The organism is Ruegeria sp. HKCCA0370, from assembly GCF_013033705.1.
Taxonomy (GTDB): Bacteria; Pseudomonadota; Alphaproteobacteria; order Rhodobacterales; family Rhodobacteraceae; genus Ruegeria.
In genome coordinates, this window is sequence record NZ_WQEP01000006.1 from 13,177 (window position 1) to 38,810 (window position 25,634).

The window sequence follows — 25,634 nt, forward strand, 5'->3', positions numbered from 1 at the left end:
TTGGGGGCTTGGCAAACAAAAAAAGGGACCGTTAAATGGCGGACAAAGTTCATCTGACAGAAGCCCAGATGATTGAAATTCTCAACAGGCTCGAAAACCGCCTCTTGGAGCGGAAGGCTCTTGAAGAAGAACACAAGATTTTCGTCAAACCGCACCTTGCTTCGGGTGAAAAACCAACTCGAACAACCGGCAGACCGAGGTCTCAATATGTAGAGCAGTTGCATCTTTCAATTTTGGAAGAAGATGAGGCTTGGTTCAAAAAGACGGCACAGGCCAACGACATTCAGTACGGAAAATTCTTCACTTACTTGCGCAAGGTGTTCGAACAACACGGTTGAGGCGACCCTGCGCGAAGAACAGGTAGCGTCACCAGTTTAACGCATTGTGCGGAGGCGCAATTTCTGACGGGCATTGAAACCAAATACCCGTTGTTCTTTTTCAAGGATAACCGCACTGCCACCTAGGGCTGCGATATTTGAGGTCTTCGCCCTAGGAGGCAGTGCTCTGTTCCAATCCGTGGCCAGCGTTTTTCTTGGCTCCAAAAGACATCGCTGTTGGCAGCTGGTTGAAACGCTGTTCCCAATGAACCGGCCTTAGTTCATGCCCAAGGCTTCTTTGTACATCTCGATGACAGCCTCTTGCTCGGCAATATCATCCTTATCTCTTTTTCTGAGAGAAATGATGCTGCGAAGAGCCTTCACGTCGTAGCCGCGCGATTTACTCTCTGCGTACACTTCCTTTATTTGATCCGCGATGTCTTTCTTTTCCAATTCCAGGCGCTCGATACGCTCAACAAATTGGCGCAACTCCCCAGAGGTGACCTTGTAACTTGCTTCTGCTTCTTCCGACATGCTCATCCAATTCTTCCCAATTCTGGATCATCACCGCTAAGAGAATACAGTTCATACCACCTGTATTCGCCTCAAGCTTTGGTTGCTACACACAAAACAGTTTTCGAGAGGCAGAAGCAACGACGTGCCCGGGCCTCGGCCATGGCTTTTTTCCGTTGTTCCACCGGCTTGTATTCACCGCATCCAGCCCCTCAAACCGTTCGATGAACTGGCACGGCTCATCGGCAGTTACGCGATAGTTGGCGGCAGTTTGATCTTTGATGATGCCTTCCATACGCGTCCGTCCCAAGGGCTGAAATCTGATGCAGGAAGCCGGATACAATGCCGCCGCCCGGGTCGCAAGCACCCAATCCCACCCAATCCCCAAGCGCACTTGTACGGCGTGATCCGTTCCGGTAAGCGCGGGGGTAGTTCACGAAGAGATGTAGGGCACCATGTTCGAATTCATCACTTGGGGCGGCGCAGCCCTTTCTCTGACCGGCCTCGCCGGCCTGATCTGGTGTATTCTTCGCGTGATGAAAGCGCGCAAGGCGGGTCTGTCAGACGACGAACTGCGCGCGACCGTTCAGGGCGTTTTGCCCTGGAACTTGGCGTCTTTGTTCCTGTCCGTCCTTGGATTGATGCTGGTCATCCTCGGGATATCCTTTGGATGACCACTTGTTTCAAATCGGCAAGTTGTCGAACTGCGCTTCCATAGCGTCTTCGCACAGGGCTGCATCCAGACGCCGCAGGCGGGACGGCACCTGCATCCCCTGCTGTCGCATACGGTCGACAACCTTGCTCACACTCGGCTGAAGCGCCAAACGCGTATCAAGGCACGCATTTCTGAGCTCTTGTTCAAGCCGTTCTGCTTCGGAATAAAGACTTGTCGATGTCATATTACCCTCCCAAGTGTCGCCAGTATCCCAGATATAGGTAACGGGAATAAGACCCGCTGATATTAACCTGAAATTGTGCGGGATATTGCCCAACACATTCGCGTTTTCGGCAATCCGGCGCGGATGGGCTAAAGTTTAAGCTGATTTAATCGTGAATGCCTTGACGCGCATCAAACACAGGTTCGATGTTGCATCACATTCCATTTTACATATATGATAATGACAACCGATACGGAGGAAATCATGACACCCGCAGTGAAAGCGTTTTTTGACGATCAAACCTTCACGGTGTCCTACGTTGTTCATGAACCGCAAGGGCGTGCCTGCGCCATCATCGACAGTGTTCTGGATTTCGATCATGCTTCGGGGCGCACAGAGACAAAATCGGCTGACGCAATCATCGGCTTTGTGCGCGCGCACGATCTAAAGGTCGAATGGATTCTGGAAAGCCACGTTCACGCCGATCACCTATCTGCGGCCCCCTACCTGCAACAGGAACTGGGCGGCAAAATCGGAATTGGCGCTCAGATCGTCACCGTGCAGGACACGTTCGGCAAAGTCTTCAATGAAGGAACCGAGTTCCAGCGCGATGGTAGCCAGTTCGACGCCTTGTTCTCGGAGGGGGACAGTTTTCACATTGGGCAGATGCGCGGCGATGTTCTCCATACCCCGGGCCATACCCCGGCCTGCATGACCTATGTGATAGGCGACGCCGCCTTTGTGGGCGACACGCTGTTCATGCCGGATTTCGGCACGGCGCGCTGCGATTTTCCCGGAGGCTCCTCAGCCACATTGTTTGAATCGATCCAAAAAATCCTATCGCTGCCGGACGAAACGCGCATTTTTGTCGGGCACGACTACAAAGCGCCGGGCCGAGATGAATACGCCTGGGAGACGACGGTAGGTGAACAGAAAGCGCTGAACGTCCATATCGGACAAGGACGCAGCATCGAAGAATTCGTGGAAATGCGTGACGCAAGGGACGCCACCCTTGCCATGCCGCGCCTGATCCTGCCCTCTTTGCAGGTCAATATGCGGGCGGGGCAAATGCCGCCTGCCGATGAGCAAGGCGATGTATTCCTGAAGCTGCCGGTGAACAAAATCTGACGCAAGTCAAGTCAATCAAAAAAGGATAATCCCACATGAACATCGAGTGGATCTGGGGGTTGTGCGGTGGCCTGCTGATTGGCCTGGGCGGAGCCGTGTACCTGCTTGGAAATGGCAGGATCATGGGTGCAAGCGGCATTTTGGGTGGCCTTGTCGACGGTGAGGCCCGCGACACCAAAGCCGAACGCCTGGCCTTCATCGCCGGATTGATCGGAATGCCGCTTCTGCTGCGGCCACTGATCGCCCCCGAGGCCCAAACGCATCTCACCAGCAATCTGGGCCTTGTTGTTGTGGCCGGGCTTCTGGTCGGTGTGGGAACGCGTATCGCTAATGGCTGCACGTCGGGTCACGGGGTCTGTGGCATCTCGCGATTTTCTCTGCGCGGCATCGTGGCCACCGTATTCTATATCCTTGCCGGCGGAATGACCCTCGTCCTGCTGCGCCATGTTTGGGGGTTGATCTGATGCGCCTTTTGATTGCTTTGCTCGCAGGATCCCTGTTCGGTGCCGGATTGTTGGTTTCGGGCATGACGGACACGACCAAGGTTCAGGGCTGGCTGGATGTTTTCGGAAACTGGGACCCGACCCTGGCCTTTGTGATGGGCGGCGCCATCCTGCCGATGCTTGTGGCCTGGAGGCTGATCTCTGGGCGCAAGGCATTGACCGGAGGCGATTTTCCACCTCCTCCGAGGTCCGAGGTTGATCGCAGGCTCATCATTGGTTCCGTCCTGTTCGGAATGGGCTGGGGCTTGGCCGGGCTTTGCCCGGGACCGGCGATGGCCTCGCTGACATATGGTGGTTTGGGTGGCTTGGTCTTCCTGATCGCGATGGTTGCAGGCATGTTCATCGCGCCAACGCTGGGGGCGCAACTGGACAGAGCCGCAAACGCGGCCTAAGGATTTGGCATGGAGATTCGACCGATCACGCCCCGCTATGCTGTCTCACCGCAGATCACTGTAGAAGACGTCCCGGCAATTGCCGAGGCAGGCTTCGTCAAGGTGATCTGCAACCGGCCCGATGTTGAGGTTCCCGCGATCATGCAATCCGACGCGATCGGTGAAGCCGTCCGTGCGGCAGGCATGGAATACGAGGTGTTGGAACTGACTCACCAGACCATGACGCCCGAGATTGCAAAGCAGCAGCGTGACCTGGCAGAAAGCTGCGATGGCCCGGTTCTGGCTTATTGCGCCTCGGGCACTCGGTGTTCGGTGGTCTGGGCCCTTGGTCAATGCGACCGCATGAGCACGGACGACATTCTGGCCGCCACGACAAATGCCGGGTATAAACTGGAAAACCTGCGCCCTGCCCTGGAATACTTCCGCAGCCAGGCAGACTAGACCCTATTCCTCCGCGCTGAGATTCGTGTCGGCCGCGTCAAGGCCAGCCAGTTGCGAAATCTCTGCGACCATCCGTTCGGAATCGTTCAGTGACAGATCGTGGTCCATCAGGTCCAAACCCGCGTCCTCTATTGCCGGAGGCATGACATCCACCGCGCCGGAAACCGGTTCGACCAGGTCATCGTGCGGCTGCATTCTCCCTCGACTCTCGATGAACTCCTGCGCGTCGTCCCCCGACAAGGCGGGCAGGGTCGAATGTTCGTTCAACCGAACGGCGCGCAACCCACCACATTGACCAAGGCGGCCAATGCCCGTTGGCTTTCGGTCGATGGTCAATATCTCAGTTCTGTCCAGGCGCGCGCCGCGCAATGGCAAGACACATCCAGGTTGAATCTCTGACAGATCGGACAGTGGCAGCGACATCCGGCACAAGACGGCGTTCAGTTCCGCCCGAACAACACCCGATGCCTGCTCAAGCCGGGGACCGGCCGGGTCCGTGCCCTCCTCTGCCTTTTCCGGCGTGGCAGGATGCTCTGGAAGAAAGATCGAGATCTGTCCCTGCTGCGCCCCGCCGGCCAGATCAACCGTCAGATCGAAGACGCGGTATTCATCTTCAGTCATGGCCAACGACAAGCCGCGCGAATCTTTCGTACGTGCCGCGAACTCGTATCCCGTCAGGCAGACCTGCTCGGCCGCGGCGTCTATTGAGCCGGCGGTCAAGGTCAGAGCGGTTTCGATAAATGGCGCCACCATGGCGGCGTCCGTATCCGTAAAGGCCCTTGGGTCAGGATCACCGGGCAGTACTTCACCGATGGTCTGGGTTTGCACAATGGCGGACACCATATGCGGGCTCAGGCAAATCCCTGCGCGCCCCTCGGGCCCGTCAAACACCAACATCAGCCAATCCTGAGCGACTGATTCCACCATGTCATCCTGCGTGCGGCTGGCCTGTTTTGCCCCGATGACAGCCAAGGGAAGGTTCAATCGATCACTTGCCGCCCGCGCAAACCCCAAACGCAGCGCCCGCAGAACCGAACGCGGGCGATCGTCCAGATCTTTTCGTCCAACAGACAGTTTGCGCGCCAAAGCAGCGCTGACGGTTTGTGACATGGCGCCCGATCACCAGTTGCTTCAATAACTGGCTATTGGTTTACCCTGCCGAGCGTTACGAAGTTCTTTATGGCCGTGTCATTGCGCGGCCTGCTGGAATGCCAAAGGCAGGCTGACCCGGAATGCCGCGCCGCCCTGCCCGGGCAAATAGGTGATCTCACCGCCCAACCGTTGCATGATCTCACGGCAAATGGCCAAGCCCAGACCCGCGCCCCCCGCCTTGTCGACCCCGACACGGGCAAATTTCTCGAACACCATCGAACGCGCGCCGGGTGGAATGCCGCTGCCGTTGTCGATGAAATCGATGATGACCCTGCCGCCGACGTCGTGGGCTGAAATGACCAATACCGGATCTTCCGCGTCACAGTATTTCTGCGCGTTCGAGATCAGATTGATGAACACCTGCCCCAACCGGTCCAGATCCGTATGCAGGCGCATTCGCTCTGCCGTAAGAGTCCGCCGGACCATGATTTTCCGCTCTGCTCCGGCCAGTGCGCTGGACACCGCCCGGTCCAGAACCGAACGCAAACTCTCATCGCTGAGGTTCAGATTGACCTGCCCGTTTTCCAGCACGCTCAAGTCCAGCAGATCGTCGAGAAGCCGGGTCAGGCGCAAGGCCTCATCGTGAATGATTGCGGCATAACGGGTCTGTTCCTCGCGGCTCAGACCCTCTGTATCCCGCATGATCTCGGAAAACGCCCGGATCGAGGTCATCGGCGTGCGCAACTCGTGACTGACCTGGCTGAGAAAGCTGTCTTTTTGTTCGGAAATCTGCGTAAGTTTGGTGTTTGCTTCGCGCAATTGGCGCGCCGTACGGGACAATTCCGACGACTTCTCTTCCAGCTTCCCCGAATACTCCAGAAGCTGGGCCGATTCATCCGCCACCGCCAGCAGATCTTCTACGGAAACTGAAGACCCACCGACGATTTGCGCAATCATCGCATGCGCCGTGGCGGTGCCGACCGACCCGCTCAACTCTCGCTCCAGCCGGTTCAGGAAACCCGGGGTCGGTTCCGGCATATGCGACCGGCCGCCCTGTTTTTCAGCCTCTGCCTGAAAAAACTCCTGCGCCGGGGCGGCGCCCAGAATACGCTGTGTCATGATCATCAGGTCTTCGCTTTGCGCCACCGAGCCGGACCAGCCACCGGGTGAAACCGAGTGATCGAAAACATTGACGAACTGCGCCCCCTGCAAACGTTCCAGGGGGCTGGGAAAGCTCAGAAGGGACGCTATGCAAAAGGCAATGGTGTTCAGGGACAGGGACCACATCACGGTATGAACCATCGGATCGATCCCTTCGATCCCGAACAGGGCATGAGGACGCAACCAGGCAAGGCCGAACGGCCCATTCTGCATGACGGCATCCGGCATCCACGGCGCGCCCATACCTGGCAACAACAGCGTATATATCCAAAGTGCGAAACCGACGCTCAACCCGACCAGCGCCCCTGTCCGGGTTGCTCCGCGCCAGAACAATCCCCCGACCAAAGCAGGCAGAATCTGCGAGATTCCGGCAAAGGCAATCAATCCGATCGAGGCCAGTGCCGCACCCCCACCGGACAACCGATAATAAAAGTAACCCAACGCCATGATCACGGCGATGGACACGCGGCGCGCAACCAGAACGATGCTGCGCACATCGCCCGAGACCGAGCCCGTACCCTCATGCGTGTTCAACCAAATGGGCATGACCACATGATTCGAAACCATCGTCGACAAGGCCATTGCGCTGACGATGACCATCGACGTTGCGGACGAAAACCCGCCGATAAAGGACAGCATGGCCAACCAGTCATTGCCCTGCGACAGCGGCACCGTCAGCACGAACAGATCGGGATTGGCCCCCTCTGGCAACAGATCCAGACCAACGACGGCAATTGGCACGACAAAAAGGCTCATCAAAAGCAGATAGAGCGGAAACGCCCAGGCGGCGGTTCGCAGATGGCTTTCGTCATCGTTTTCGACCACCATCACCTGAAACATCCGCGGCAGGCAGATAAAGGCTGCGGCGGACAGGAATATGAAAGTCGTCCAGCGCCCGGCGTCGACGTTCCACTGTCCGATTTCCGAGGCATCTATCCTCTCCATCATCGGGCCAATGCCACCGGCAATGCCCCACACCACGAAAACGCCCACGGCGATAAGAGCAAACAGTTTGACAACGGCCTCCACGGCGATGGCGGTGACCACACCGTGGTGACGCTCGTTCACGTCCAGATTGCGCGTGCCGAAAAGAATTGCGAACACGGCAAGCCCCGCTGCCATCCAGAATACGCTGGACCCTTCGCGATACAGACCCGATGGATCGGCTTCGGCGAAAATCGAAAAGGACAGGGTGATCGATTGCAACTGGAGCGCGATGTAGGGTGTCCCGCCAAGCACGGCAAGAACGGTCACACACACGGCAAGCGTGTTCGACTTGCCATAGCGCGATGACAACAGGTCCGCGATCGAGGTCACCCGCTGACTGCGCCCGACCCTCACCAGTTTGCGCAGTCCCCACCACCAACTGACCATCACCAGGGTTGGGCCAAGGTAAATCGTTACAAACTCCAACCCGGACCGCGCGGCATTGCCCACCGCACCATAGAACGTCCATGCCGTGCAATAGATCGACAGCGACAAGGTATAGATCAGGGGAGACCGCAGCCACTTGCCCCGCCCTGCCGCAGCCATCCGGTCAGCGGCGAAAGCCACGGCGAACAAGAAGATGACATAGCCAAGGCAGACCAGGATCAGCGTGTTAATGGTTGCCATCACTCAGCGTCCGCGTCTTGATCCTCGCGCACGCCCAAACGGCGGGCGGCAATTCCAAAAACCAACCCAACCACGATCAGAGCGCCCCAGCAGATAAAGATGTAATACATTGCCGAAGACAAGGGGACAGCCTCGCCCTTGCCGGGCTGATCGGGCCACAGCAACGGAAGCGCCAGCAGAGCCGCCCCCAAGAACGGCAGCAGCCGCGCCGCATCCGCCAGCCTACGTCGGCGATAGCTTTGACGTTCGAGAAAAAGCGAGGGGCGTGCGCCCTGTGGTGCGCCCTTTTTGCCCTCGCCAGACATCATATTCGCGTCGCCTGCGCGTGAAGATCGCGCACGGCCGTCAGAACTTCGGCATTGGAAAACGGTTTGGTCATGAAACGGCTGACACCAGCGTTTTCCGCCATTTCCCTGTCGCGCGATTGACCGCGCGCCGTCAGCATCAAAACCGGCAAACCTGCCAGTTCTTCCATCTCTCGGATGTCCCGCAGGATATCCATGCCGCTCTTGCCCGGCAGCATGACGTCCAGAATGACCAGATCGGGCTGTGCCCTCTGAATCACCTGAACCGCATCCGTGCCATCGCCATGCGTGTCCACCTGCCATCCCTCGCGGGTCAGCAGAAACCGGATTGCCTCGGCAATGTTCGGCTCGTCCTCGATCAACAGAACCTTACGGCTCATATTTTCAGTTCCTCCCCAAGACCGTTCCTCCATCCTCAGATCGGTCCCCGCCAGATTAAGCCTTCTGTCGGGAAAGTGTCAAAAGCCTTCGCTCAAAATCGACGGTTCGCGGCGGGCCTTGCAAGCATTGCTGGGACAGACGCGGCAGTTCGGCCCGACTTGCGTGACCGGAGCGTCACCTGCCGCCTCGTTGCCCGAACGGACCAGCATAACCGAGCGATAAACGGGATCCTGATCATACCCCAATACCGCATAAGGCCAAGCATAGGCGAAGCATTCGAATTCAGCCGGGGTCCGCCCCATCTGGACAACCTGCTTGCGCACCGGAACAAGTGGGCGGCTCAAAGCCGTGAACAACGGCCACAGCGGGCAAACCTCACCATGCCGCGCCAAAGCAAAGCCCGGGATCGGCTTGATGAACAATACGCTGCCGGATGCATCGCACAGCACCATGCCAACCGGCTGCGGCAACACGTCATCGGGTATGAACGCCAGTCGTCGCAGAACGGTGGCGACGTCTACGGAAAAGCGATAAGCCAACGCGATGGGATCCGTGTCGCCTTTTTGCAGACGTGATCGAAGCGCATCCAGCGGCAAAGCGACGGCATCATCGCGATACATCTTCAGAACTTCACGCGCCACAGTTCGGGCCGCCGACGTGTTGAGACTGCTCAGATCAACGGCATCCACGTCCTCGCCCTGTTCCAATTCCGGAAAACTGTACCTGCGGGTTTCGAAGAACGCTTCGACCTCTTCAAGCGGAACACCGCGCGGATCAATTGACGAGTCGCTTTCGTCCAGAAAGGTTACAAGTGCCTTTGAACTGCCGGCCAGCCGCTCTGCATCCTGGTGCAGGTTTTTGTGAAACCGCTCTCGCCACTCTGCCTCGATGTCCTCTGTGTCTGCAAGAATTGCCGCTGTTGAACGAATCGCCGCCGCCGTTGACAGCACTTCGTGCATTGATGCCGCAAGATGCGGGTCATGAGTCAGCCGGTCCGACAAAATCTCGACATTCCGCTCAAGCGAAACAACCCGGCGGTGCATCTGCGCAAGAACTCCGGCCCACCCGGGAAAGCGCCCGGCAAATTCCTCCAGCCCGTCCACTTCGGCCTGCTGCCCGACGGCGTCATCCGCCGCCTCTCGCAGGGCCGACACAAGGGTTGCCTCGATCCCCTGTGTCAGGACAGAGGGTTCGACGGAAAGCGCAGACGCTATATCCACCAGCAATTTGCCACCGATCCGGCGGCGGTTATGTTCGATCAAATTCAAGTAGGACGCGGATATCCCGGCAAGGCGGGCAAGTTCCGCCTGCCGAAGCCCGGCAATCTGCCGTCTTTCCCGAATACGGCTTCCCGTCAACATATCACGCATGATCGTATTCTCCTGACCAGGCTTCAGCCTCTTTTTTCAGAACATATCATGTGTTTCGCTGGTTTACCGAGATATTTTCAAACCATGTTTACAACCTTAACAAAAGCGGCAGCCGCCAATGCGCATCAATGGCCACAAGAAACCGCATCTCCCCTTCAATTCCGCGTGGTTTCCCGGCACGATAAGCGGATGAGTGACCCCGCCTTTGAATACGCACCGATCGGGCTTGTCGAACTGGAAAACCGGATCATCAGACGCTGCAATCTGCAATTCGCCCGCACTTTCGGCGGGGAAGAGGCCGATTACCGCAACATGCCGCTGTTGCATCTCTATCCCTCGGTCGCGGATTGGGAGAGGATCGGGGAACGCAGCCTGCAAGTGATGCGAGACACCGGGTATTATACGGATGAGCGCGTCATGCGGCGGCGCACTGGCGATCTGTTCTGGTGCCGCGCACGTGGCCGCTCTTTGACGCCCGATGACCCGTTCCGCCATGGAATCTGGAGCTTTTCCGACATCTCGGAAGAACGTCCCCTTGTCGAATTGACCGTTCGAGAACGCGAAGTGGCGATCCTGTCCTGCCGTGGCCTGTCCGCCAAGGAAATCGGTGCCGAACTGGGCCTGAGTTACCGCACAATCGAAGCCTATCGCGCCCGACTGCTTGAGAAATTCGGCGCCCGCAAACTGTCTGAGCTTGTCGCCAAATTGTCAGGGATGCCTCTGTAACCTGTCCGCCCCTTTAAATTATACGGGATTCCCGCCTGTGATGGTGCGAGTCGGCGCTTTTCATGCACCGCCGCTTAGCCTATAACCCTGCGTAATTTGATCAGAGCCCGCAAGAAACAGACGGGCCAAAGGGGAACCGTCGAGGACACTCATGACAGACACCAAACACGAAGCGGATGTGGCATTCATCAAGGCTCTGGCCGAGTTGCTGCGTGACAATGACCTGACCGAATTGCAGGTCAAGCGCGAATATGGCGAGGAGGACAGCCTGAACGTGCGCGTAAGCCGCATGACACAGGCCGCAGCCGCACCAGTTCAGGTTGCCGTCCCTGCGGCAGCACCAGCTCCTGCCGCTGCTGCTGCGGCTGCGCCTGCCGTGGCCGAAGCCCCTGCTGCTCAGGAAGATCCGGCCAGCCACCCTGGCGCCGTGACCTCTCCCATGGTTGGAACCGTCTACATGCAGCCCGAGCCCGGCGCGCCCGCGTTTATCTCGGTCGGCGCTTCCGTGTCCGAAGGCGACACGCTGCTGATCGTCGAAGCGATGAAGACCATGAACCACATCCACGCCCCCAAATCGGGCACGATCAAGCGTGTTCTGGTCGGCGATGGCGACGCTGTGGAATTCGGCACACCTCTGGTCATCATCGAGTAAGGCGGGCCCATGTTCGACAAGATCCTGATTGCCAACCGAGGCGAGATCGCCCTGCGCGTCATCCGCGCCGCCCGCGAGATGGGGATTAAGACGGTAGCCGTCCACTCCACCGCGGACAGCGACGCAATGCATGTGCGCATGGCGGACGAATCGGTCTGCATCGGCCCCCCGCCCAGCCCCCAGAGTTACCTGTCCGTGCCCGCGATCATTTCGGCCTGTGAAATCACCGGTGCGCAGGCGATCCACCCTGGCTATGGCTTCCTGTCCGAGAATGCCGAGTTCGTGCAGATCGTCGAAGATCACGGCATCACGTTCATCGGCCCCACTGCGGAACACATCCGCGTCATGGGCGACAAGATCACGGCCAAGGACACGATGAAGGCGCTGGGCGTGCCTTGCGTGCCGGGATCAGACGGCGGTGTGCCGGATCTTGCGACGGCCAAGAAGATCGGTGAGGAATTCGGCTATCCGGTCATCATCAAGGCTACCGCAGGCGGCGGCGGTCGCGGCATGAAGGTTGCGATGAACGCTGACGAAATGGAAAGCGCCTTCATGACTGCGCGGGCCGAGGGCAAGGCCGCCTTTGGCAATGACGAAGTCTATATCGAGAAATACCTGACCACGCCGCGCCATATCGAAATTCAGGTGTTTGGCGACGGTAAAGGCAAGGCTGTTCATCTGGGCGAACGGGATTGTTCGCTTCAGCGGCGCCACCAGAAGGTGTTCGAAGAGGCCCCCGGCCCCTGCATCACACCCGAAGAACGCGCCAGGATCGGCAAGATCTGCGCGGATGCGGTCGCGAAAATCAACTATATCGGTGCCGGCACCATCGAGTTCCTCTACGAAAATGGCGAGTTCTATTTCATCGAAATGAACACCCGCCTTCAGGTGGAACATCCGGTCACCGAAGGTATCTTTGGCGTCGATCTGGTGCGCGAACAAATCCTTGTCGCAGCGGGTGAACCGATGTCGTTCGGTCAGGACGATCTGGAAATCAACGGCCACGCCATCGAGGTTCGGATCAACGCCGAAAAGCTGCCGAATTTCTCGCCCTGCCCCGGCAAGATCACCGCGTACCACGCGCCGGGGGGCCTTGGCGTTCGAATGGACTCGGCTCTCTATGACGGGTATTCGATTCCACCCTATTATGACTCTCTGATCGCCAAGCTGATCGTGCAGGGCCGTGACCGGGCCGAAGCGCTGGCCCGACTGGAACGCGCACTGGGGGAATTGATTGTCGACGGTATCGATACCACGGTCCCTCTGTTCCACGCACTGTTGCAGGAACCCGATCTGCGCAGCGGCGACTACAACATCCACTGGCTGGAGCGCTGGCTTGCGGAGAACATGGAACAATAGTCACCAAGGACCGGAGGGCCCCTGCCCTCCGGTTGCCTCATACCTGACATGAGCCTGTCCCCCGAACTTTTGTTGCATGGCTATTCCATCGGTATCTTTCCGATGGCCGAGCATCGCGATGACCCCGAGCTGTTTTGGGTCGATCCCAAGTTTCGCGGCGTCTTTCCACTGGACGGATTCCACATTTCCCGAAGCCTGGCGCGCCGTATCCGAAACTGCGGGTTCGATATCTCGATCGACCAGGACTTTTCCGGCGTCGTCGACGGGTGTGCCGACAGGGCAGATACCTGGATCAACGCCGAACTTCATGACCTGTACCGTCAGTTGCACCAAACCGGGCATGCGCATTCACTGGAAGTCTGGGAAGACACCGTTCTGGTGGGCGGCGTCTATGGCGTGACCCTGGGCGCAGCATTTTTCGGCGAAAGCATGTTTTCAAGACGCAAAGACGCCTCGAAAATCGCCCTCGCCTATCTTGTGGACCGCCTGCGGCAAACCGGCTTCCGCCTGTTTGACACGCAGTTTCTGACCGCGCATCTGGCATCTTTGGGCGCAATCGAAATTCCGCGCAGCGCCTACAAGAAAGAGCTGGAAGAGGCCTTGAACCACAGCGCCGATTTCTCGGCACCGCTGAATCAGTCGGCGGCAGGTGTGATACACCGTATGACCCAAACGTCATAACGCGCGTGATCCAGCGCGTTCAACGCGGGGGAGGTTGCGATCATCCAACCGTCAAACAGCTGATCGGCCTTTCCGCTCTCCCAGATGGTCAGATAGGCGAACGCGTCACCCGTTGGATTGTCAACGGGAAAACGGCAATCTCCCAAGGCAACATCCAGCCCAAAAACCGCTGCCGTCTCGCCGGTTTTCAATTCAACATCGACAGTCTGGCCGTTCACCTTGTCGAGGCCCCGCAACATTGCCCCGGGTCCAGATTGAACTTTCTGCTGCGCAGCCGCACCAGTGGCGGCCAGCAACAAGGCAAGAAACGCGGCGCGTATCATTCGCTGCCGTCTCCGGCTACGAACTTGACCAGAAGAGAAATCAGGCTGACCGCGCCCTGCGTATCCTCGATCTCATCGCCGGGATCAAAGTAGAATGGCGACCCACCGGGCATCACCTCGACGAAATTGCCCCCCAGCAGACCTTCTGAGGAAATGACAATGGCACTGTCGTCCGGCACCAGAATCCCGTCCGCAATCGTGAAAGTCGTGTCTGCGCGGTAGGTTTCAGGGTTCAGGGTGACGCCCGTTACGGTTCCGATCTTGACGCCGGCAAGGCGAACATCCGTGCCGACACCCACCCCCTCCAGAGATCTGAAAGACGCACCCAGTTCATATCCAGCAGCCCCTTGCGACAAGCCCGTCGATTGGCTGGCATAGACACCAAATGCCACAGCACCGGCCAAAACGACGCCGCCGACAAGAACTTCGGTCCAGTTATGGGTCGACATTATCGCCTCGTTTATTCCGGGCTCCAGGCCTCATAGTCCTTACGTTCAACCGGTTCCGCGCGACGCAGAGATCCGGCAGGAGCATAGGCCAGCGCGGTGCCGGTCAGGTTTTCCTGATGTGGTTTTTCCCAGGATTTATGCGGCAGCGGTTTATCTGTCGGAGGTTCGTCCCAAGTGCGATGCAACCAACCATGCCATTCAGGATCAACCCGGCTGGCTTCGGCCTCGCCATTGAAGATAACCCAACGCTTGCTGTCATCGGCATTGCGATAGAACACGTTGCCTTCATTGTCTTCGCCCACTTTCACGCCCTTGCGTGCAGTGTAGATCTGAGTGTTCAAAGTTGACCCATTCCACCAGGTCACGGCTCGCAAAAGACTGTTCAGGATTCCCATCGGGTGCCTCCGGCATTTCGTCGAAGAAAGGTATGGACCAAAGGCCCGCCAAGGTCCAGTGCCCCTGATACCACCTGCGTCACTCCGGCAGAAAGGCGGTCACTTCGATCTCGATCCTGTATTTCGGATCAATCAAACCGCATTCAATCATTGTCGCTGCCGGAGGATTGGTGCCAAAAGTTTCGGCCAAGATCGGCCAGCACGGCTCGAACTCGTTGCGATCGGGCAGCATGTATGTGACCCGAACCACATCGTCAAAGCCTGCGCCCGCCTCGGCCAGCGCCTTGCCGATGATGTCCAGCGCAGACCGGCATTGCGCCACCACGTCCTCGCCCTGCCCGACTGTCCCGGCGACGTGAACCCATCCGCCCGCGACCACCGCACGGCAGTACCCGACCTTGGCTTCGAACTCACCGCCCGAAGAAATGCGCTTTACTGCCATAATCCGTCACCTTTGTTGTTCGAAAACTTGCTTAAGCTTCCGCCGCCTAACTGCACCGACACTCATGTGCGAGCGACGGATCCACAGCTTCATCTGGCTAATAATATCCCGGGGGGGATGCCCGAAGGGCAGCGGGGGCAGAGCCCCCTGAACCGGTTCAAGTGAAGTCCCACCGTCGCGGCAAATAGCCCGGCCTCAGCCCGCCGAGGCCGATTCCTTGGCCGCATCGGCATAGATGAACAGCGGCTGCGCGTCGGACATCACCGCCTCTTCGTTCACCACAACCTCGCTGACATTTTTCATGCCCGGCAGTTCGAACATGGTGTCCAGCAGAATATCCTCGAGAATAGACCGCAGACCGCGCGCACCGGTTTTGCGCTCGATGGCCTTTTTTGCGATTGCCTTCAAGGCATCATCCGTAAAGGCCAGTTCAACATCTTCCAGTTCGAACAAACGCTGGTATTGCTTGACCAATGCGTTCTTGGGTTTGGTCAGGATGGTCACCAGCGCGTCTTCATCCAAATCCTCAAGCGTCGCCAGAACCGGCAGACGACCGACGAATTCCGGGATCAGCCCGAATTTCAGCAGATCCTCGGGCTCCAGATCCTTGAATATCTCACCCACACCGCGGTCGTCATTGTCGCGCACATCGGCACCAAAGCCCATGGCCGAGCCTTTGCCACGCTGCGCGATGATCTTGTCCAGACCCGCGAACGCGCCGCCACAGATGAACAGAATGTTCGTCGTATCCACTTGCAGGAATTCCTGCTGGGGATGCTTGCGGCCACCCTGTGGAGGGACGCTGGCCACTGTCCCTTCCATCAGTTTCAGCAAGGCCTGCTGCACGCCCTCACCGGACACGTCACGCGTGATCGAGGGGTTTTCGGATTTGCGGGTAATCTTGTCGACCTCATCGATATAGACGATGCCGCGCTGCGCGCGTTCGACGTTGTACTCACTCGCCTGCAACAGCTTGAGGATGATGTTTTCGACATCCTCACCCACATAGCCGGCTTCGGTCAGGGTCGTCGCGTCGGCCATGGTAAACGGCACATCCAGAATACGCGCCAGCGTTTGCGCCAGCAGCGTCTTACCGCAACCGGTCGGACCGATCAGCAGGATATTCGACTTTGCCAGCTCGATATCGCTGCCCGCTTTCTGAGCGTGGTTCAAACGCTTGTAATGGTTGTGAACGGCCACCGACAGAACCCGCTTTGCCGTGGCCTGACCGATTACATAATCGTCCAATACTTCGCAGATATCCTTGGGCGTCGGAACACCGTCGGATGACTTCAGCCCGCTGGCCTTGGTCTCTTCGCGGATGATGTCCATGCACAGCTCAACACATTCATCACAGATGAAAACTGTGGGGCCTGCGATCAGCTTACGGACTTCATGCTGGCTTTTGCCACAGAAGCTGCAGTAGAGCGTGTTTTTTCCATCGCCGCCTGAATTCGTCGCCATGATCTACCTTTCGGGCTTCGTCCCTGCGCCCCTTTTCGGGGGCGCTTACACCTGTGTGTGCAGCTTAGGCCAGCACTCTGGCGGCTACAATCTCAAAATGACCCCCGCGCCGGTGACGCGAGGTATCGGCCTCAGGCCTCTTCCGTGTCCATTTTCGCTCGGTTTTCGACAATCTCGTCGATGTGACCCCATTCCTTGGCCTCTTCCGGGCTCATGAAATTGTCACGATCCAGCGCTTTTTCGACGGCCTTTTTCGTCTGCCCCGTATGACGTACGTAGATGTCATACAGGCGATCCTTCAGCTTTTGCGTCTCGGCCGCGTGAATCATGATGTCGCTGGCCTGGCCCTGGTATCCGCCACTGGGCTGGTGCACCATGATGCGGCTGTTGGGCAGTGAAAAGCGCATTCCCTTCTCGCCCCCGGCCAAAAGGACCGAGCCCATTGAAGCCGCCTGACCGATCACCAATGTGGAACATTTCGGCTTGATGTATTGCATTGTGTCGTAAATCGACAAACCGCTGGTCACCACCCCGCCCGGCGAGTTGATGTAGATCGAGATTTCCTTGTTGGGGTTTTCCGCCTCGAGGTGCAGCAATTGCGCCACAACAAGATGGCTCATCCCATCATGAATCGGTCCGTTGATGAATATGATCCGCTCTTTCAGCAGGCGGGAGAAAATATCATAGGCGCGCTCGCCCCGGCTGGTCTGCTCAACGACCATGGGAACAAGTGTATTCATGTAGGTTTCTAAGGGATCGAACATTCGTAACCTGCCTGTTTAGCTATGGATCGGGACAATATCCCAACAAGTGTTACCTGAGTCTTAGTGTCGGCTAAGGGGGGCTGCAAGGGGGGCAAGTGAGAACGCTGACCGAATGTCGATCATCATCAATCGTCAAGGCGAACCATCTGTTGTTTCCGGCAACGATCCGCAGATCGCCTTAAAGTGAATCATCTGCCCCCTCGCGTTGCGGGAACGTTCAATCCGAATTCCCCTTTCATACATCACGCTATTTTGATTCATACATATAGAAATGAATGTACGAAACGTGTACTGAAGGGTCTCACACTCACGCCTCTTTACGTAACGGAAACAACACCCGGCCAACGGGTTTGCAAGGAACTCAATCGATGGCACTTCCTCAGCTGTCCAATGACATGTCAAAAGAAGATTTTGACCGCATGGTCACCAACGCGACACGCGCTTCCAATTTTCTCAAGGCAATAAGCCACGAAGGCAGATTGATGATCCTCTGCCATCTGGTGTCCGGTGAAAAATCCGTCACCGAACTGGAAGAATTGCTGTCCGCCAGACAAGCCGCTGTATCACAGCAACTTTCCCGTCTGCGACTTGAAGGGTTGGTGATACCTCGCAGGGAAGGTAAAGCCATCTACTATCGTCTGGCGGATGATCGTCCACGCCGCATGCTCGAAGTCGTTTACGAGCTCTTCTGCAGCGACGGTCCGGCCTAGGAACTGGCTCCGGCTGAAAAAAGGTGCTACCGAAAAATAATCGAGCACCAAGGAGACGAACATGATCCGCGTAATTCTGATGGGCCTGAGCCTGTTTGCACTGACTGCCTGCGAAACCGCCAAAGGCGCCGGCAAGGATATCGAAAAAGCCGGAGATGCCATCCAAGGCGCAGCAACCGACGTGCAGGAAAGCCTGTAATACACTTTATTTTGCGCCGCGCGCGGGCCTTCTCTCAATATATAGTTGAAAGACATGGCATGCCGCGGTAGCTTTCCCTTACAGGTGCATAGACGCGGCATTGCATCATCTGACGCTAAATCGGGGCTCTTTCGCACACGCAGAAGAGCCCCGGTCCCTTTCGGCAGGGGTGAGTGGTAGCCTGTATGAAACCGAAATCCGGCAAAGGAAAAGGCGCCAGGTGCGCAGACGCGGTCTTTGCATGCATCCTTTCGGACACTCCTGACGCCTTACCGGGTCGATGCGCTCCGAAGAGCACCCGATCCAGTTGCTACAGCCCCCTGAGAGACTGCAGCGACTGCATTGTCCCCGAAGAGACATCACAGCATGCATCGGCCTTCTGAGAAGGTAACCATCCGACTTGGGCATGAAGCCCTTACTCGGCTGATCACCCACCGGTAAGCCATTGCAGTTCAACGCAAATCCTAAGATCCAGTCTCTCTGCCAAGACCCCCGGGCCTTTGCGTCCCACCTTCGGTTCCGAAGAACCTGTGTGGTGTTCAGACTGTTGCAGCATGCTTTGTATCTGACAAGAAAATAGCACCGCAGCATGAAAATTAGACGGGGATAAACTGTTGGTATCTGCCGGGAAATCTTTGTGGATAATCCGAGAAGTTTCGACTCCACGCATGTTTGTCCCGGGACATTTTCAGGCCTGAACCTGAGCCCGGTTTTTGGCCCAATGCTGCGGGCGCAAAGGCCACCGTACGCGCCATTAGTTGAGAATCGAAGGATTTGTACAACTCTCGGACCACCAATCTTTCGAATCGTACATGTGGAGATTCGCCGATGCGTTGCACCATTTCCCATGCGCGCGCCCATTTGGGCGCTCTGGTCACCCGCGCACAGGACCCGCGAGAAGTGATCATACTGACCCGGCACGGTAAACCGCTGGCCGCTCTGGTCTCGGTCGCCGAAGCGAAGCGGATCTGGCATTTGCAGGATGATGACGAAATCGGGTGGAAACATCCGCTGTCGGGCATTCGCGGGATGTGGTCGCGGGGACGCAACATCCCCGGAATGGAACCGGGACCGGACGGCAGCTATGTCACCGCGTCACCGCGCGCGAAGCCGCGCTGAAGGTTCGCGAAATCCAGATGACCCGCGCCGAGGAACGCCGCATTCTTGCGCGGGGCGGTCTGGATCCTGTCGCAGGCGGTGAACTGGCCGCCCGGCCCGTCTCCTCGCTGTGGAGACGATGGTTCCGTTTTTGAGAAGCGGTCCGACCCGCGCGTAGCAACCTACTAACCTCCGCCGCAGTCAAAATTGCAGCAGCGATACTTACCCCCTACAATCGCCCGGGCCGGACACGCTTCAGTTCACCTGACGTTCCAGAACGGTGCTGTAGGTCGTTCCGTTCCGCAGGCTACGGAAATCGGCAAAGATCTTGCCGTCTTCGTACCGCGCATCGATCAACGCATTCGCGCCGATCAGCAGAGGTGAGGTTTCGACGATGCCGATGCTGCCCGTCCCATCGAGGCTGATGGTGCCGGTGGCCTCGTATTCATTCCAGTCGGTATCGCCATCGCGACGCCATTTGCTGTGCCCCCAGAAAACGTTGCCATCCTGAAGCTGCACATCCAGCATCCATTCGGCCTGATTGAACCGGGGCTGATCGCCTTTGTAGTAATGGCTGGGCTGGACGGTCGTGTAGGACCCCAGCCAGGTGCCGCGCAGGTCGGGCGTGGTATCGGCCAGCGCGGCCGTTCCAAGGGCGAGGGTCGTGGCCAAAGCGGCTGCTCCGGCAGTCATGTATCTGGTCATGGGCTCTCTCCTTCTGTCTGGTCAACAGATTGGGAGAGCCCGGGCAGGTTACAACTTACTTAAGGGAAACTTCATGATTGGTTCAGCGGCGGCTTAGAATGGGGCTTCAGGCCCAGGCCAGAGCTGTCCCGACAATGACCAGCGCGATGCCAATCCCCTCGCGATAGGAAAAGTTCTCGCCAAACAGGAAATACGAGGCGATGGCGATCAGCACGACCTCGGCCCCGAGAATGCCGGTATAGATGATGCCCAATCGTTCGTTGCGCAGCGCGGCAAGTTCCAGCGTCGCGGCGGCCAGCAGCGTGGCAACGATCAGAAGGGTCAGGCCAACACCGGGGATCTTCCACCAGAACTTCATCGAGATCATGGCAACGGAATAGAGACCCGCCGACCCGAGGGCGATGAGAGGGATGAGCGATGTGGACATAGGGGCCTCCTGCCGAAGTTGCCGTTGCGTCAACTTTAGCAGGTGGGCGAAGTTGAGGCTGTGAGGTTGGTCACAGACTCCGGTCAGAACACGATTGCGATGAGTTCGGACAGCCCAATCAGACCCAGCAACACATTCGACGTCAGGATCAGCCCTTTCAGGTTACGCGCCTTCAATCCTTGGGCAAAGCTGGTCTGCGCAAACTCCTCGGTCATGTCGCCGCGCAGGTTTTCAACATCTTCCAGCGCGGTCTTGCCCGCCAGAACGCCATAGGTGGTGATCACAAGCACCAGAACGATCAGCGGCAGAGCAACCCCTTCAGCCCCAAACCCAATGACCGCGGCGATGGCGACATAGGCAAAGATCGAGGTGCGCATGATGTCGTAGTAATGCTCGAGACGATGCATCGAAATCTCGGAACGCAATTGCGGGTCCATAACACTTCCCCCTTTGAAAAATCTGTTTGGAATGAGGGGAATGTAGCACTTTTGGTTGAATTTCAGAAATTTAGGAGTTTGGGCAAAACCGGGGGCCGCGCCGGCCCAAGAGGGTAAGCGGCGTCTCGGAATTCGTCCAGTGGACGAATTCAGCCGAGAACGGGCGGAGCCCCGGAGCGCAAACGTTCCGCCCGTTTTGCCGGAGGCAAACCTTAGGTTTGACGGGGGCGGGTCGGCGCGGCCCGGCGGTGCCGATGGGCGAAGTGGCCTAACCGACAGTATTCATAAAGTTATTTTGATAACCACCCTCGGTTTTACCAGTGCGGCTTCAATTTCCTTAGCGGCCATGACTAAAAAGAATTTGATGCATTCAATCACTTAAGGCGGGGTTGGAAATTACTGACCGAATTCCAGACATTGGCAGATAGGAAAGCTTATCTTCGATAAAAACATACAACCCACCCGAACTGTAAAGATAAATTGGTGAAACTATAACATCATTCCCTGCAGGAGTTTCCAAAAATTCAATTCTATAAATGTCATGCGACAAAAAGCTCGCGCGAGCAAATCCGGAAATTGCCGACAAAGCGAACAACGCCGGAATAAGGACAATACGCGCAAATCCGACAATTAGACTCGTTGACAGCCAGTTATTTTTTATCCAATCAACATGATAGTGAAGACTTGGAAGTTCCCCGTGTGTATCAGTAAAATCAAATCTTTGTTCAAGCCATTTTAAGTAAACCCATACAGGATAAAGCATCAAGGATATTAAAAAAACAAAAGATAATCCGAAAACAAAACCATAAAAACCATCATATGCAAAACTGAAAATGGCAAAAATAAATAATATCCCGCCAACTACACCACGAAGGAAAGGTGCGACAAGCCGCGACCAAATTATTACTGGAAATACCAACAATAAGTTGATGGGCAAAAATAAGGCAAATAGTAGAACATTCCACCAAAACATGAAGCCACTAGAAAGCCTAAATACTTCGACTGTTCGACGAATTTTCGTAGATTCGGCTACGGCGGGCTCAATAGCGTCCAACAAATAAAGTCTTACAACCTGAGCTACACCGGTCGCCAGCAACAAATGCAAAGAGAGAGTAAACAGAAAGTTGGAGACGACCGCGGGCGAAATAATCGTGTAGGATGACGGGGCATAGGAGTTTCCTTCCGAAATTGCCCACAGAAAGGCAATGAAGTGAATCCCGCTTGTCGCGGGAATCAGCCAAACAAGGCGTGCAACCGAAAAAACACCTTGGGATAACTTGTTCAGATTGAATCACCCGTCCATTTTTAGCGCCGAAATAAACGCCTCCTGCGGTATATCAACTTTTCCGAATTGGCGCATCTTTTTCTTACCCGCCTTCTGCTTGTCCAGCAATTTGCGTTTCCGCGTGGCGTCGCCTCCGTAGCATTTGGCGGTCACGTCCTTGCGCAGCGCCGAGAGGGTCTCGCGGGCGATGACCTTGCCTCCGATGGCGGCCTGGATCGGGATTTTGAACATGTGGCGCGGGATCAGGTCCTTGAGCTTTTCGCACATCGCCCGGCCCCGCATCTCGGCCCGGTCGCGGTGAACCATGGTCGAGAGCGCATCGACGGGCTCGTCATTCACCAGCACCGACATCTTGACCAGATTGTCCTCGGTATAGCCGGTCATCTGGTAGTCGAACGAAGCATAGCCCTTGGTCACCGATTTCAGGCGGTCATAGAAGTCAAAGACAACCTCGTTCAGCGGCAGGTCATAAACGACCATGGCGCGGCTGCCCGCATAGGTCAGATCCAGTTGGATGCCGCGGCGGTCCTGGCAGAGTTTCAGCACGTCGCCGAGGTATTCGTCCGGAACAAGTATGGTCGCCTTGATGCGCGGTTCCTCGATATGGTCGACCTTGGAGGGGTCGGGCATGTCGGCGGGGTTGTGCAGCTCGATCATCTCGCCGTCTTTCATGTAGACGTGATAGATCACCGAGGGGGCGGTGGTGATGAGCTCGATATCATATTCACGTTCGATACGGTCGCGGATGACCTCAAGGTGCAGCAGGCCCAGGAAGCCGCAGCGGAAGCCAAAGCCCAGCGCGGCCGAGGTTTCCATTTCGAACGAGAAAGAGGCATCGTTGAGCGCCAGTTTGTCGATCGCATCCCGCAGGTCTTCGAATTCGGCACTGTCCACCGGGAAAAGGCCGCAGAACACCACCGGCTGCGCGGGTTTGAAGCCCGGCAGGGCCTCTTCGGTGCCGTTGCGGTCATTGGTGATGGTGTCGCCGACGCGGGTGTCGCGGACCTGTTTGATGGATGCGGTGAGGAAGCCGATCTCACCGGGGCCAAGGCTGTCAACCATCTCCATCTCAGGCCGGAAGACGCCGACGCGATCGACATGGTGCAGGGTGCCGTTCGACATGAACTTGACCCGCATGCCCTTTTTCAACGTACCGTCCATGATGCGGACCAGAACGATGACGCCCAGATAGGCGTCGTACCATGAATCCACCAGCATCGCCTTGAGAGGCGCGTCCAGATTGCCCTTCGGTGCGGGCAGGTGCTGCACGATTGCTTCCAGAGTTTCGTGGATGCCCTGCCCCGTCTTGGCGGAAACCTGAATGGCATCGGTCGCGTCGATGCCGATCACATCTTCGATCTGTTCGGCCACGCGGTCACAGTCGGACGCGGGCAGGTCGATCTTGTTCAGCACCGGCACGATCTCATGATCCGCGTCGATGGCCTGATACACGTTCGCCAGCGTCTGCGCCTCGACCCCTTGGGTCGAGTCCACGACCAGCAGAGAGCCTTCGACCGCGCGCATCGACCGCGAGACTTCATAGGCGAAGTCCACGTGGCCGGGGGTGTCGATCAGGTTCAGCACGTACTGTTCGCCATTGTCGGCGGTATAGTCGATGCGAACCGTGTTGGCCTTGATGGTGATGCCGCGCTCGCGCTCGATATCCATGCTGTCGAGCAGCTGTTCCTTCATGTCGCGATCCTTGACCGTGCCGGTCTCTTGGATGAGCCGGTCAGCAAGGGTGGATTTGCCATGGTCGATATGCGCGACGATGGAGAAATTGCGGATATGAGCGAGGTCTGTCATGGAGTGGGATATGTCGGGAGTTTTGCCCCTCGTCAAGCGTTGAAGCGTTGCAAAAAAGGTCCCACCCGCGCCTTTCTGTTCAGCGGCATTTACCCGAAATCAGTGAATAGTTAAGATGATCGCATCATCTGGCCGTTTCAAAAACAGAAAGCAGGGAAGACTTGGCCGATTATTCGATCTTTGTGTTGGGTGAAGGTCAATTGTCCGTCTCTGTGGCGCAGGGTCTGGACGGGATCAATCAGGGCACGGGGATACATCTTATTGGCGAGACGATTACAATCAATTCGCGCACTGCGACCGAAGTTTTCATCACGGATGCCGGATCGGACACCAACTTTTCCGACAATGATGGCAATCAGCGGTTAAACGGCGATCAGACAATCGATGGTACGCTTTTCGCCAGCGGCACGCGTGTTGAAGCCGAATATGGTATTACTTTGACAGACGGGACAACCACGTGGCAGGCGGTTGCGTTCAACGTGAACAACTCATCACCGGCATATGGAACCGTCGAGGGCATCGCATTCATCGGCGGACCCGGACAGTTTCCACCAGCCGGAGTCCCTCTGACGGTCGTCAGTACGCAAGAAGGCCCAAGCTTCGCATCAAACGCATATGTCAGCCCCATTTGCTACTGCCGTGGGACACTGATCGAAACCAAATCCGGATACCGCCCCATCGAAATGCTGAAGCCGGGTGATGAGATTTGGACCCGTGACAATGGCTATCTACCCGTCATCTGGACGGGCGAACAGGCTGTCATCACAGCCGGACGTTTCAGAATGGTCGAAATTCCCGAGGGAACGCTTTCGAATTTCGCGCCTTTGAAAGTGTCACAGCAACACAGAATGCTGGTTACGCACCCTTTGGCTGAAATCCTTTGTGCAGAGAACGAAGTGTTTGTTCCAGCCATCAGCCTTGTTGATGCGAGCATTGCAACATTGTGCAGAGAAAACAGTGCAATTTACCATCATCTGCTGCTTGAGACACATAATGTCATTAACGCCAACGGAGCAATTTCCGAAAGCCTGCTGCTGGCACCATCCACCAGCGGCCAGAACCCGGATGATCTGTTCTTTCGCAGCCTGGTCGATCAGGATACATATGCCGTTGAAACCGCGAGGCTGACGCTGAAGAGAAAAGAGGCAACATTCCTGATCAACAGCATCTTGTCCGTTGATCCAAACTCCAGTTTGATTCATACTTCGCCGCAGGCCGAGAGGGGCGCAAGATCCCTCCGGGCAGGCAAAAACGAGGCATGAGCATGAAACAGTTACTCTTAATCGCATTTTGTGCGGCATCGCTGACGGCTGTGGCTCCGGTTGCGGACGCGGCGCAGATCAAGCGGGCGTGTCTGGCGTCGGATCGGTCAGCAGCGACGCGGGATCGGTGCAGTTGCATCCAGCGCGTAGCAGATCAGGCGCTTACCCGCAGCGATCAGAAAACCGTGGCCAAGTGGTTCACTGACCCCCATCAGGCGCAACAGTTAAAGATGTCGCAGACCGCGCGCGATGATGCGCTGTGGGACCGGTATCAGAACTTTGGCCAGATGGCACAGGCGATCTGCAGCTAAGCCCTTCTGAAACCTTGACCTGATCCACGCTGCGCCCCAGAAAG

33 protein-coding genes are annotated in these 25,634 nt (G+C 57.0%); 15 read left to right on the top strand and 18 right to left on the bottom strand.

Translation table 11 applies throughout. From position 1 onward, the window contains the following. Window positions 1–35 precede the first annotated feature (35 nt). A complete protein-coding gene (locus tag GOW31_RS13325; RefSeq protein WP_171170710.1) occupies window positions 36–338 on the top strand; it encodes a hypothetical protein in 303 nt (100 codons plus the stop codon). 255 nt (window positions 339–593) lie between these two features. On the opposite strand, the gene GOW31_RS13330 is transcribed toward GOW31_RS13325, so the two are convergent. Beyond that, entirely contained in the window at window positions 594–857 is a 264-nt protein-coding gene (locus GOW31_RS13330) for a DUF2312 domain-containing protein (protein WP_152457363.1), read from the bottom strand. Between the two features lie 428 nt (window positions 858–1,285). On the opposite strand from GOW31_RS13330, the gene GOW31_RS13335 reads away from it, so the two are divergent. Then, window positions 1,286–1,504, top strand: coding sequence for a hypothetical protein (locus GOW31_RS13335; protein WP_171117671.1), 219 nt, complete (start codon window positions 1,286–1,288; stop codon window positions 1,502–1,504). 9 nt (window positions 1,505–1,513) lie between these two features. Here the strand turns inward: GOW31_RS13335 and GOW31_RS13340 are convergent, their stop codons facing one another. Beyond that, entirely contained in the window at window positions 1,514–1,729 is a 216-nt protein-coding gene (locus GOW31_RS13340; protein ID WP_152457361.1) for a hypothetical protein, read from the bottom strand. Between the two features lie 243 nt (window positions 1,730–1,972). Here GOW31_RS13340 and GOW31_RS13345 point away from each other — a divergent pair, with 243 nt between their 5' ends. Genes GOW31_RS13345 through GOW31_RS13360 form a run of 4 tightly spaced genes read left to right on the top strand, consistent with a single transcriptional unit; the run spans window position 1,973 to window position 4,172 of the window. Next, window positions 1,973–2,836, top strand: coding sequence for an MBL fold metallo-hydrolase (locus GOW31_RS13345; RefSeq protein WP_171170712.1), 864 nt, complete (start codon window positions 1,973–1,975; stop codon window positions 2,834–2,836). Window positions 2,837–2,871: 35 nt separating this feature from the next. Further along, the gene (locus tag GOW31_RS13350) at window positions 2,872–3,300 is read left to right on the top strand and encodes a YeeE/YedE family protein (protein WP_152457359.1); all 429 of its coding nucleotides are present in this window, start codon (window positions 2,872–2,874) and stop codon (window positions 3,298–3,300) included. Then, entirely contained in the window at window positions 3,300–3,731 is a 432-nt protein-coding gene (locus GOW31_RS13355; RefSeq protein ID WP_171170714.1) for a DUF6691 family protein, read from the top strand. The genes GOW31_RS13350 and GOW31_RS13355 overlap by 1 nt, the downstream gene beginning before the upstream one ends. A 9-nt stretch (window positions 3,732–3,740) precedes the next feature. Beyond that, on the top strand, window positions 3,741–4,172 hold the full coding sequence (locus GOW31_RS13360) for a TIGR01244 family sulfur transferase (protein ID WP_171170716.1): 432 nt from the start codon (window positions 3,741–3,743) through the stop codon (window positions 4,170–4,172). 3 nt (window positions 4,173–4,175) lie between these two features. Here GOW31_RS13360 and GOW31_RS13365 read toward each other — a convergent pair whose 3' ends face one another. The 5 genes from GOW31_RS13365 to GOW31_RS13385 form a co-directional block, all read right to left on the bottom strand. Continuing rightward, window positions 4,176–5,282 (bottom strand): FliM/FliN family flagellar motor switch protein, encoded by a 1,107-nt coding sequence (locus GOW31_RS13365; protein ID WP_171170719.1) that lies wholly within the window; start codon window positions 5,280–5,282, stop codon window positions 4,176–4,178. 78 nt (window positions 5,283–5,360) lie between these two features. Continuing rightward, on the bottom strand, window positions 5,361–8,039 hold the full coding sequence (locus tag GOW31_RS13370) for a sensor histidine kinase (protein WP_171170721.1): 2,679 nt from the start codon (window positions 8,037–8,039) through the stop codon (window positions 5,361–5,363). Next, window positions 8,039–8,347 (bottom strand): hypothetical protein, encoded by a 309-nt coding sequence (locus tag GOW31_RS13375; RefSeq protein WP_253282543.1) that lies wholly within the window; start codon window positions 8,345–8,347, stop codon window positions 8,039–8,041. Before GOW31_RS13375 ends, GOW31_RS13370 begins: the two co-directional genes overlap by 1 nt. Further along, window positions 8,344–8,724, bottom strand: a complete 381-nt coding sequence (locus GOW31_RS13380) for a response regulator transcription factor (RefSeq protein ID WP_152457354.1) — start codon at window positions 8,722–8,724, stop codon at window positions 8,344–8,346. Before GOW31_RS13380 ends, GOW31_RS13375 begins: the two co-directional genes overlap by 4 nt. A 78-nt stretch (window positions 8,725–8,802) precedes the next feature. Then, window positions 8,803–10,095: a helix-turn-helix domain-containing protein gene (locus tag GOW31_RS13385; protein WP_171170723.1), complete on the bottom strand. Its 1,293-nt coding sequence runs from the start codon at window positions 10,093–10,095 to the stop codon at window positions 8,803–8,805. 189 nt (window positions 10,096–10,284) lie between these two features. On the opposite strand from GOW31_RS13385, the gene GOW31_RS13390 reads away from it, so the two are divergent. The 4 genes from GOW31_RS13390 (at window position 10,285) to aat (ending at window position 13,513) form a co-directional block, all read left to right on the top strand. Continuing rightward, complete coding sequence (locus GOW31_RS13390) at window positions 10,285–10,821, top strand: LuxR C-terminal-related transcriptional regulator (RefSeq protein WP_171170725.1); 537 nt, start codon at window positions 10,285–10,287, stop codon at window positions 10,819–10,821. Window positions 10,822–10,972: 151 nt separating this feature from the next. Further along, window positions 10,973–11,473 (top strand): acetyl-CoA carboxylase biotin carboxyl carrier protein, encoded by a 501-nt coding sequence (accB, locus tag GOW31_RS13395; protein ID WP_152457351.1) that lies wholly within the window; start codon window positions 10,973–10,975, stop codon window positions 11,471–11,473. A 9-nt stretch (window positions 11,474–11,482) separates the two neighbouring features. Next, window positions 11,483–12,832, top strand: coding sequence for an acetyl-CoA carboxylase biotin carboxylase subunit (accC, locus tag GOW31_RS13400; RefSeq protein WP_171117652.1), 1,350 nt, complete (start codon window positions 11,483–11,485; stop codon window positions 12,830–12,832). Window positions 12,833–12,880: 48 nt separating this feature from the next. After that, window positions 12,881–13,513 (top strand): leucyl/phenylalanyl-tRNA--protein transferase, encoded by a 633-nt coding sequence (gene aat / locus GOW31_RS13405; RefSeq protein WP_174829383.1) that lies wholly within the window; start codon window positions 12,881–12,883, stop codon window positions 13,511–13,513. On the opposite strand, the gene GOW31_RS13410 is transcribed toward aat, so the two are convergent. The 6 genes from GOW31_RS13410 to GOW31_RS13435 form a co-directional block, all read right to left on the bottom strand. Then, the gene (locus GOW31_RS13410; RefSeq protein ID WP_171117650.1) at window positions 13,468–13,836 is read right to left on the bottom strand and encodes a DUF2155 domain-containing protein; all 369 of its coding nucleotides are present in this window, start codon (window positions 13,834–13,836) and stop codon (window positions 13,468–13,470) included. The two genes, aat and GOW31_RS13410, sit on opposite strands and share 46 nt — an antisense overlap. Further along, the gene (mlaD, locus tag GOW31_RS13415; protein ID WP_170345068.1) at window positions 13,833–14,285 is read right to left on the bottom strand and encodes an outer membrane lipid asymmetry maintenance protein MlaD; all 453 of its coding nucleotides are present in this window, start codon (window positions 14,283–14,285) and stop codon (window positions 13,833–13,835) included. Before mlaD ends, GOW31_RS13410 begins: the two co-directional genes overlap by 4 nt. 11 nt (window positions 14,286–14,296) lie before the next feature. Continuing rightward, window positions 14,297–14,680, bottom strand: a complete 384-nt coding sequence (locus tag GOW31_RS13420; protein ID WP_152457346.1) for an NADH:ubiquinone oxidoreductase subunit NDUFA12 — start codon at window positions 14,678–14,680, stop codon at window positions 14,297–14,299. Window positions 14,681–14,759: 79 nt separating this feature from the next. Continuing rightward, window positions 14,760–15,122, bottom strand: a complete 363-nt coding sequence (locus GOW31_RS13425) for a RidA family protein (protein WP_171117647.1) — start codon at window positions 15,120–15,122, stop codon at window positions 14,760–14,762. A 195-nt stretch (window positions 15,123–15,317) separates the two neighbouring features. Continuing rightward, the gene (clpX, locus tag GOW31_RS13430) at window positions 15,318–16,586 is read right to left on the bottom strand and encodes an ATP-dependent Clp protease ATP-binding subunit ClpX (RefSeq protein ID WP_152457344.1); all 1,269 of its coding nucleotides are present in this window, start codon (window positions 16,584–16,586) and stop codon (window positions 15,318–15,320) included. Between the two features lie 131 nt (window positions 16,587–16,717). Next, window positions 16,718–17,350: an ATP-dependent Clp protease proteolytic subunit gene (locus tag GOW31_RS13435; protein ID WP_171170727.1), complete on the bottom strand. Its 633-nt coding sequence runs from the start codon at window positions 17,348–17,350 to the stop codon at window positions 16,718–16,720. A 368-nt stretch (window positions 17,351–17,718) separates the two neighbouring features. Here GOW31_RS13435 and GOW31_RS13440 point away from each other — a divergent pair, with 368 nt between their 5' ends. The 3 genes from GOW31_RS13440 to GOW31_RS13450 all read left to right on the top strand — a co-directional run bounded on the left by GOW31_RS13440 (window position 17,719) and on the right by GOW31_RS13450 (window position 19,378). Then, the gene (locus GOW31_RS13440; protein WP_171117644.1) at window positions 17,719–18,060 is read left to right on the top strand and encodes a helix-turn-helix transcriptional regulator; all 342 of its coding nucleotides are present in this window, start codon (window positions 17,719–17,721) and stop codon (window positions 18,058–18,060) included. 61 nt (window positions 18,061–18,121) lie between these two features. Beyond that, on the top strand, window positions 18,122–18,259 hold the full coding sequence (locus tag GOW31_RS13445; protein ID WP_152457342.1) for an entericidin A/B family lipoprotein: 138 nt from the start codon (window positions 18,122–18,124) through the stop codon (window positions 18,257–18,259). Between the two features lie 828 nt (window positions 18,260–19,087). Beyond that, window positions 19,088–19,378: a type II toxin-antitoxin system Phd/YefM family antitoxin gene (locus tag GOW31_RS13450; RefSeq protein ID WP_171170729.1), complete on the top strand. Its 291-nt coding sequence runs from the start codon at window positions 19,088–19,090 to the stop codon at window positions 19,376–19,378. 234 nt (window positions 19,379–19,612) lie between these two features. Here GOW31_RS13450 and GOW31_RS13455 read toward each other — a convergent pair whose 3' ends face one another. From GOW31_RS13455 to lepA, 5 genes are all read right to left on the bottom strand, one after another. Continuing rightward, window positions 19,613–20,062 (bottom strand): hypothetical protein, encoded by a 450-nt coding sequence (locus GOW31_RS13455; protein ID WP_152457340.1) that lies wholly within the window; start codon window positions 20,060–20,062, stop codon window positions 19,613–19,615. Between the two features lie 106 nt (window positions 20,063–20,168). After that, window positions 20,169–20,489 carry a hypothetical protein gene (locus tag GOW31_RS13460; protein WP_170345061.1) on the bottom strand — a complete coding sequence of 107 codons (321 nt, stop codon included), beginning with the start codon at window positions 20,487–20,489 and terminating at the stop codon, window positions 20,169–20,171. Between the two features lie 83 nt (window positions 20,490–20,572). Then, window positions 20,573–20,926 carry a hypothetical protein gene (locus tag GOW31_RS13465; RefSeq protein ID WP_171170731.1) on the bottom strand — a complete coding sequence of 118 codons (354 nt, stop codon included), beginning with the start codon at window positions 20,924–20,926 and terminating at the stop codon, window positions 20,573–20,575. A gap of 370 nt (window positions 20,927–21,296) precedes the next feature. Beyond that, window positions 21,297–21,983 carry a hypothetical protein gene (locus GOW31_RS13470; protein WP_217356683.1) on the bottom strand — a complete coding sequence of 229 codons (687 nt, stop codon included), beginning with the start codon at window positions 21,981–21,983 and terminating at the stop codon, window positions 21,297–21,299. A gap of 234 nt (window positions 21,984–22,217) precedes the next feature. After that, window positions 22,218–24,017 carry a translation elongation factor 4 gene (lepA, locus tag GOW31_RS13475; protein ID WP_171170735.1) on the bottom strand — a complete coding sequence of 600 codons (1,800 nt, stop codon included), beginning with the start codon at window positions 24,015–24,017 and terminating at the stop codon, window positions 22,218–22,220. Between the two features lie 161 nt (window positions 24,018–24,178). Here lepA and GOW31_RS13480 point away from each other — a divergent pair, with 161 nt between their 5' ends. After that, entirely contained in the window at window positions 24,179–25,279 is a 1,101-nt protein-coding gene (locus tag GOW31_RS13480) for a Hint domain-containing protein (RefSeq protein ID WP_171170737.1), read from the top strand. 2 nt (window positions 25,280–25,281) lie between these two features. Beyond that, complete coding sequence (locus GOW31_RS13485) at window positions 25,282–25,590, top strand: hypothetical protein (protein ID WP_171170739.1); 309 nt, start codon at window positions 25,282–25,284, stop codon at window positions 25,588–25,590. The last annotated feature ends 44 nt before the right edge of the window (window positions 25,591–25,634 follow it).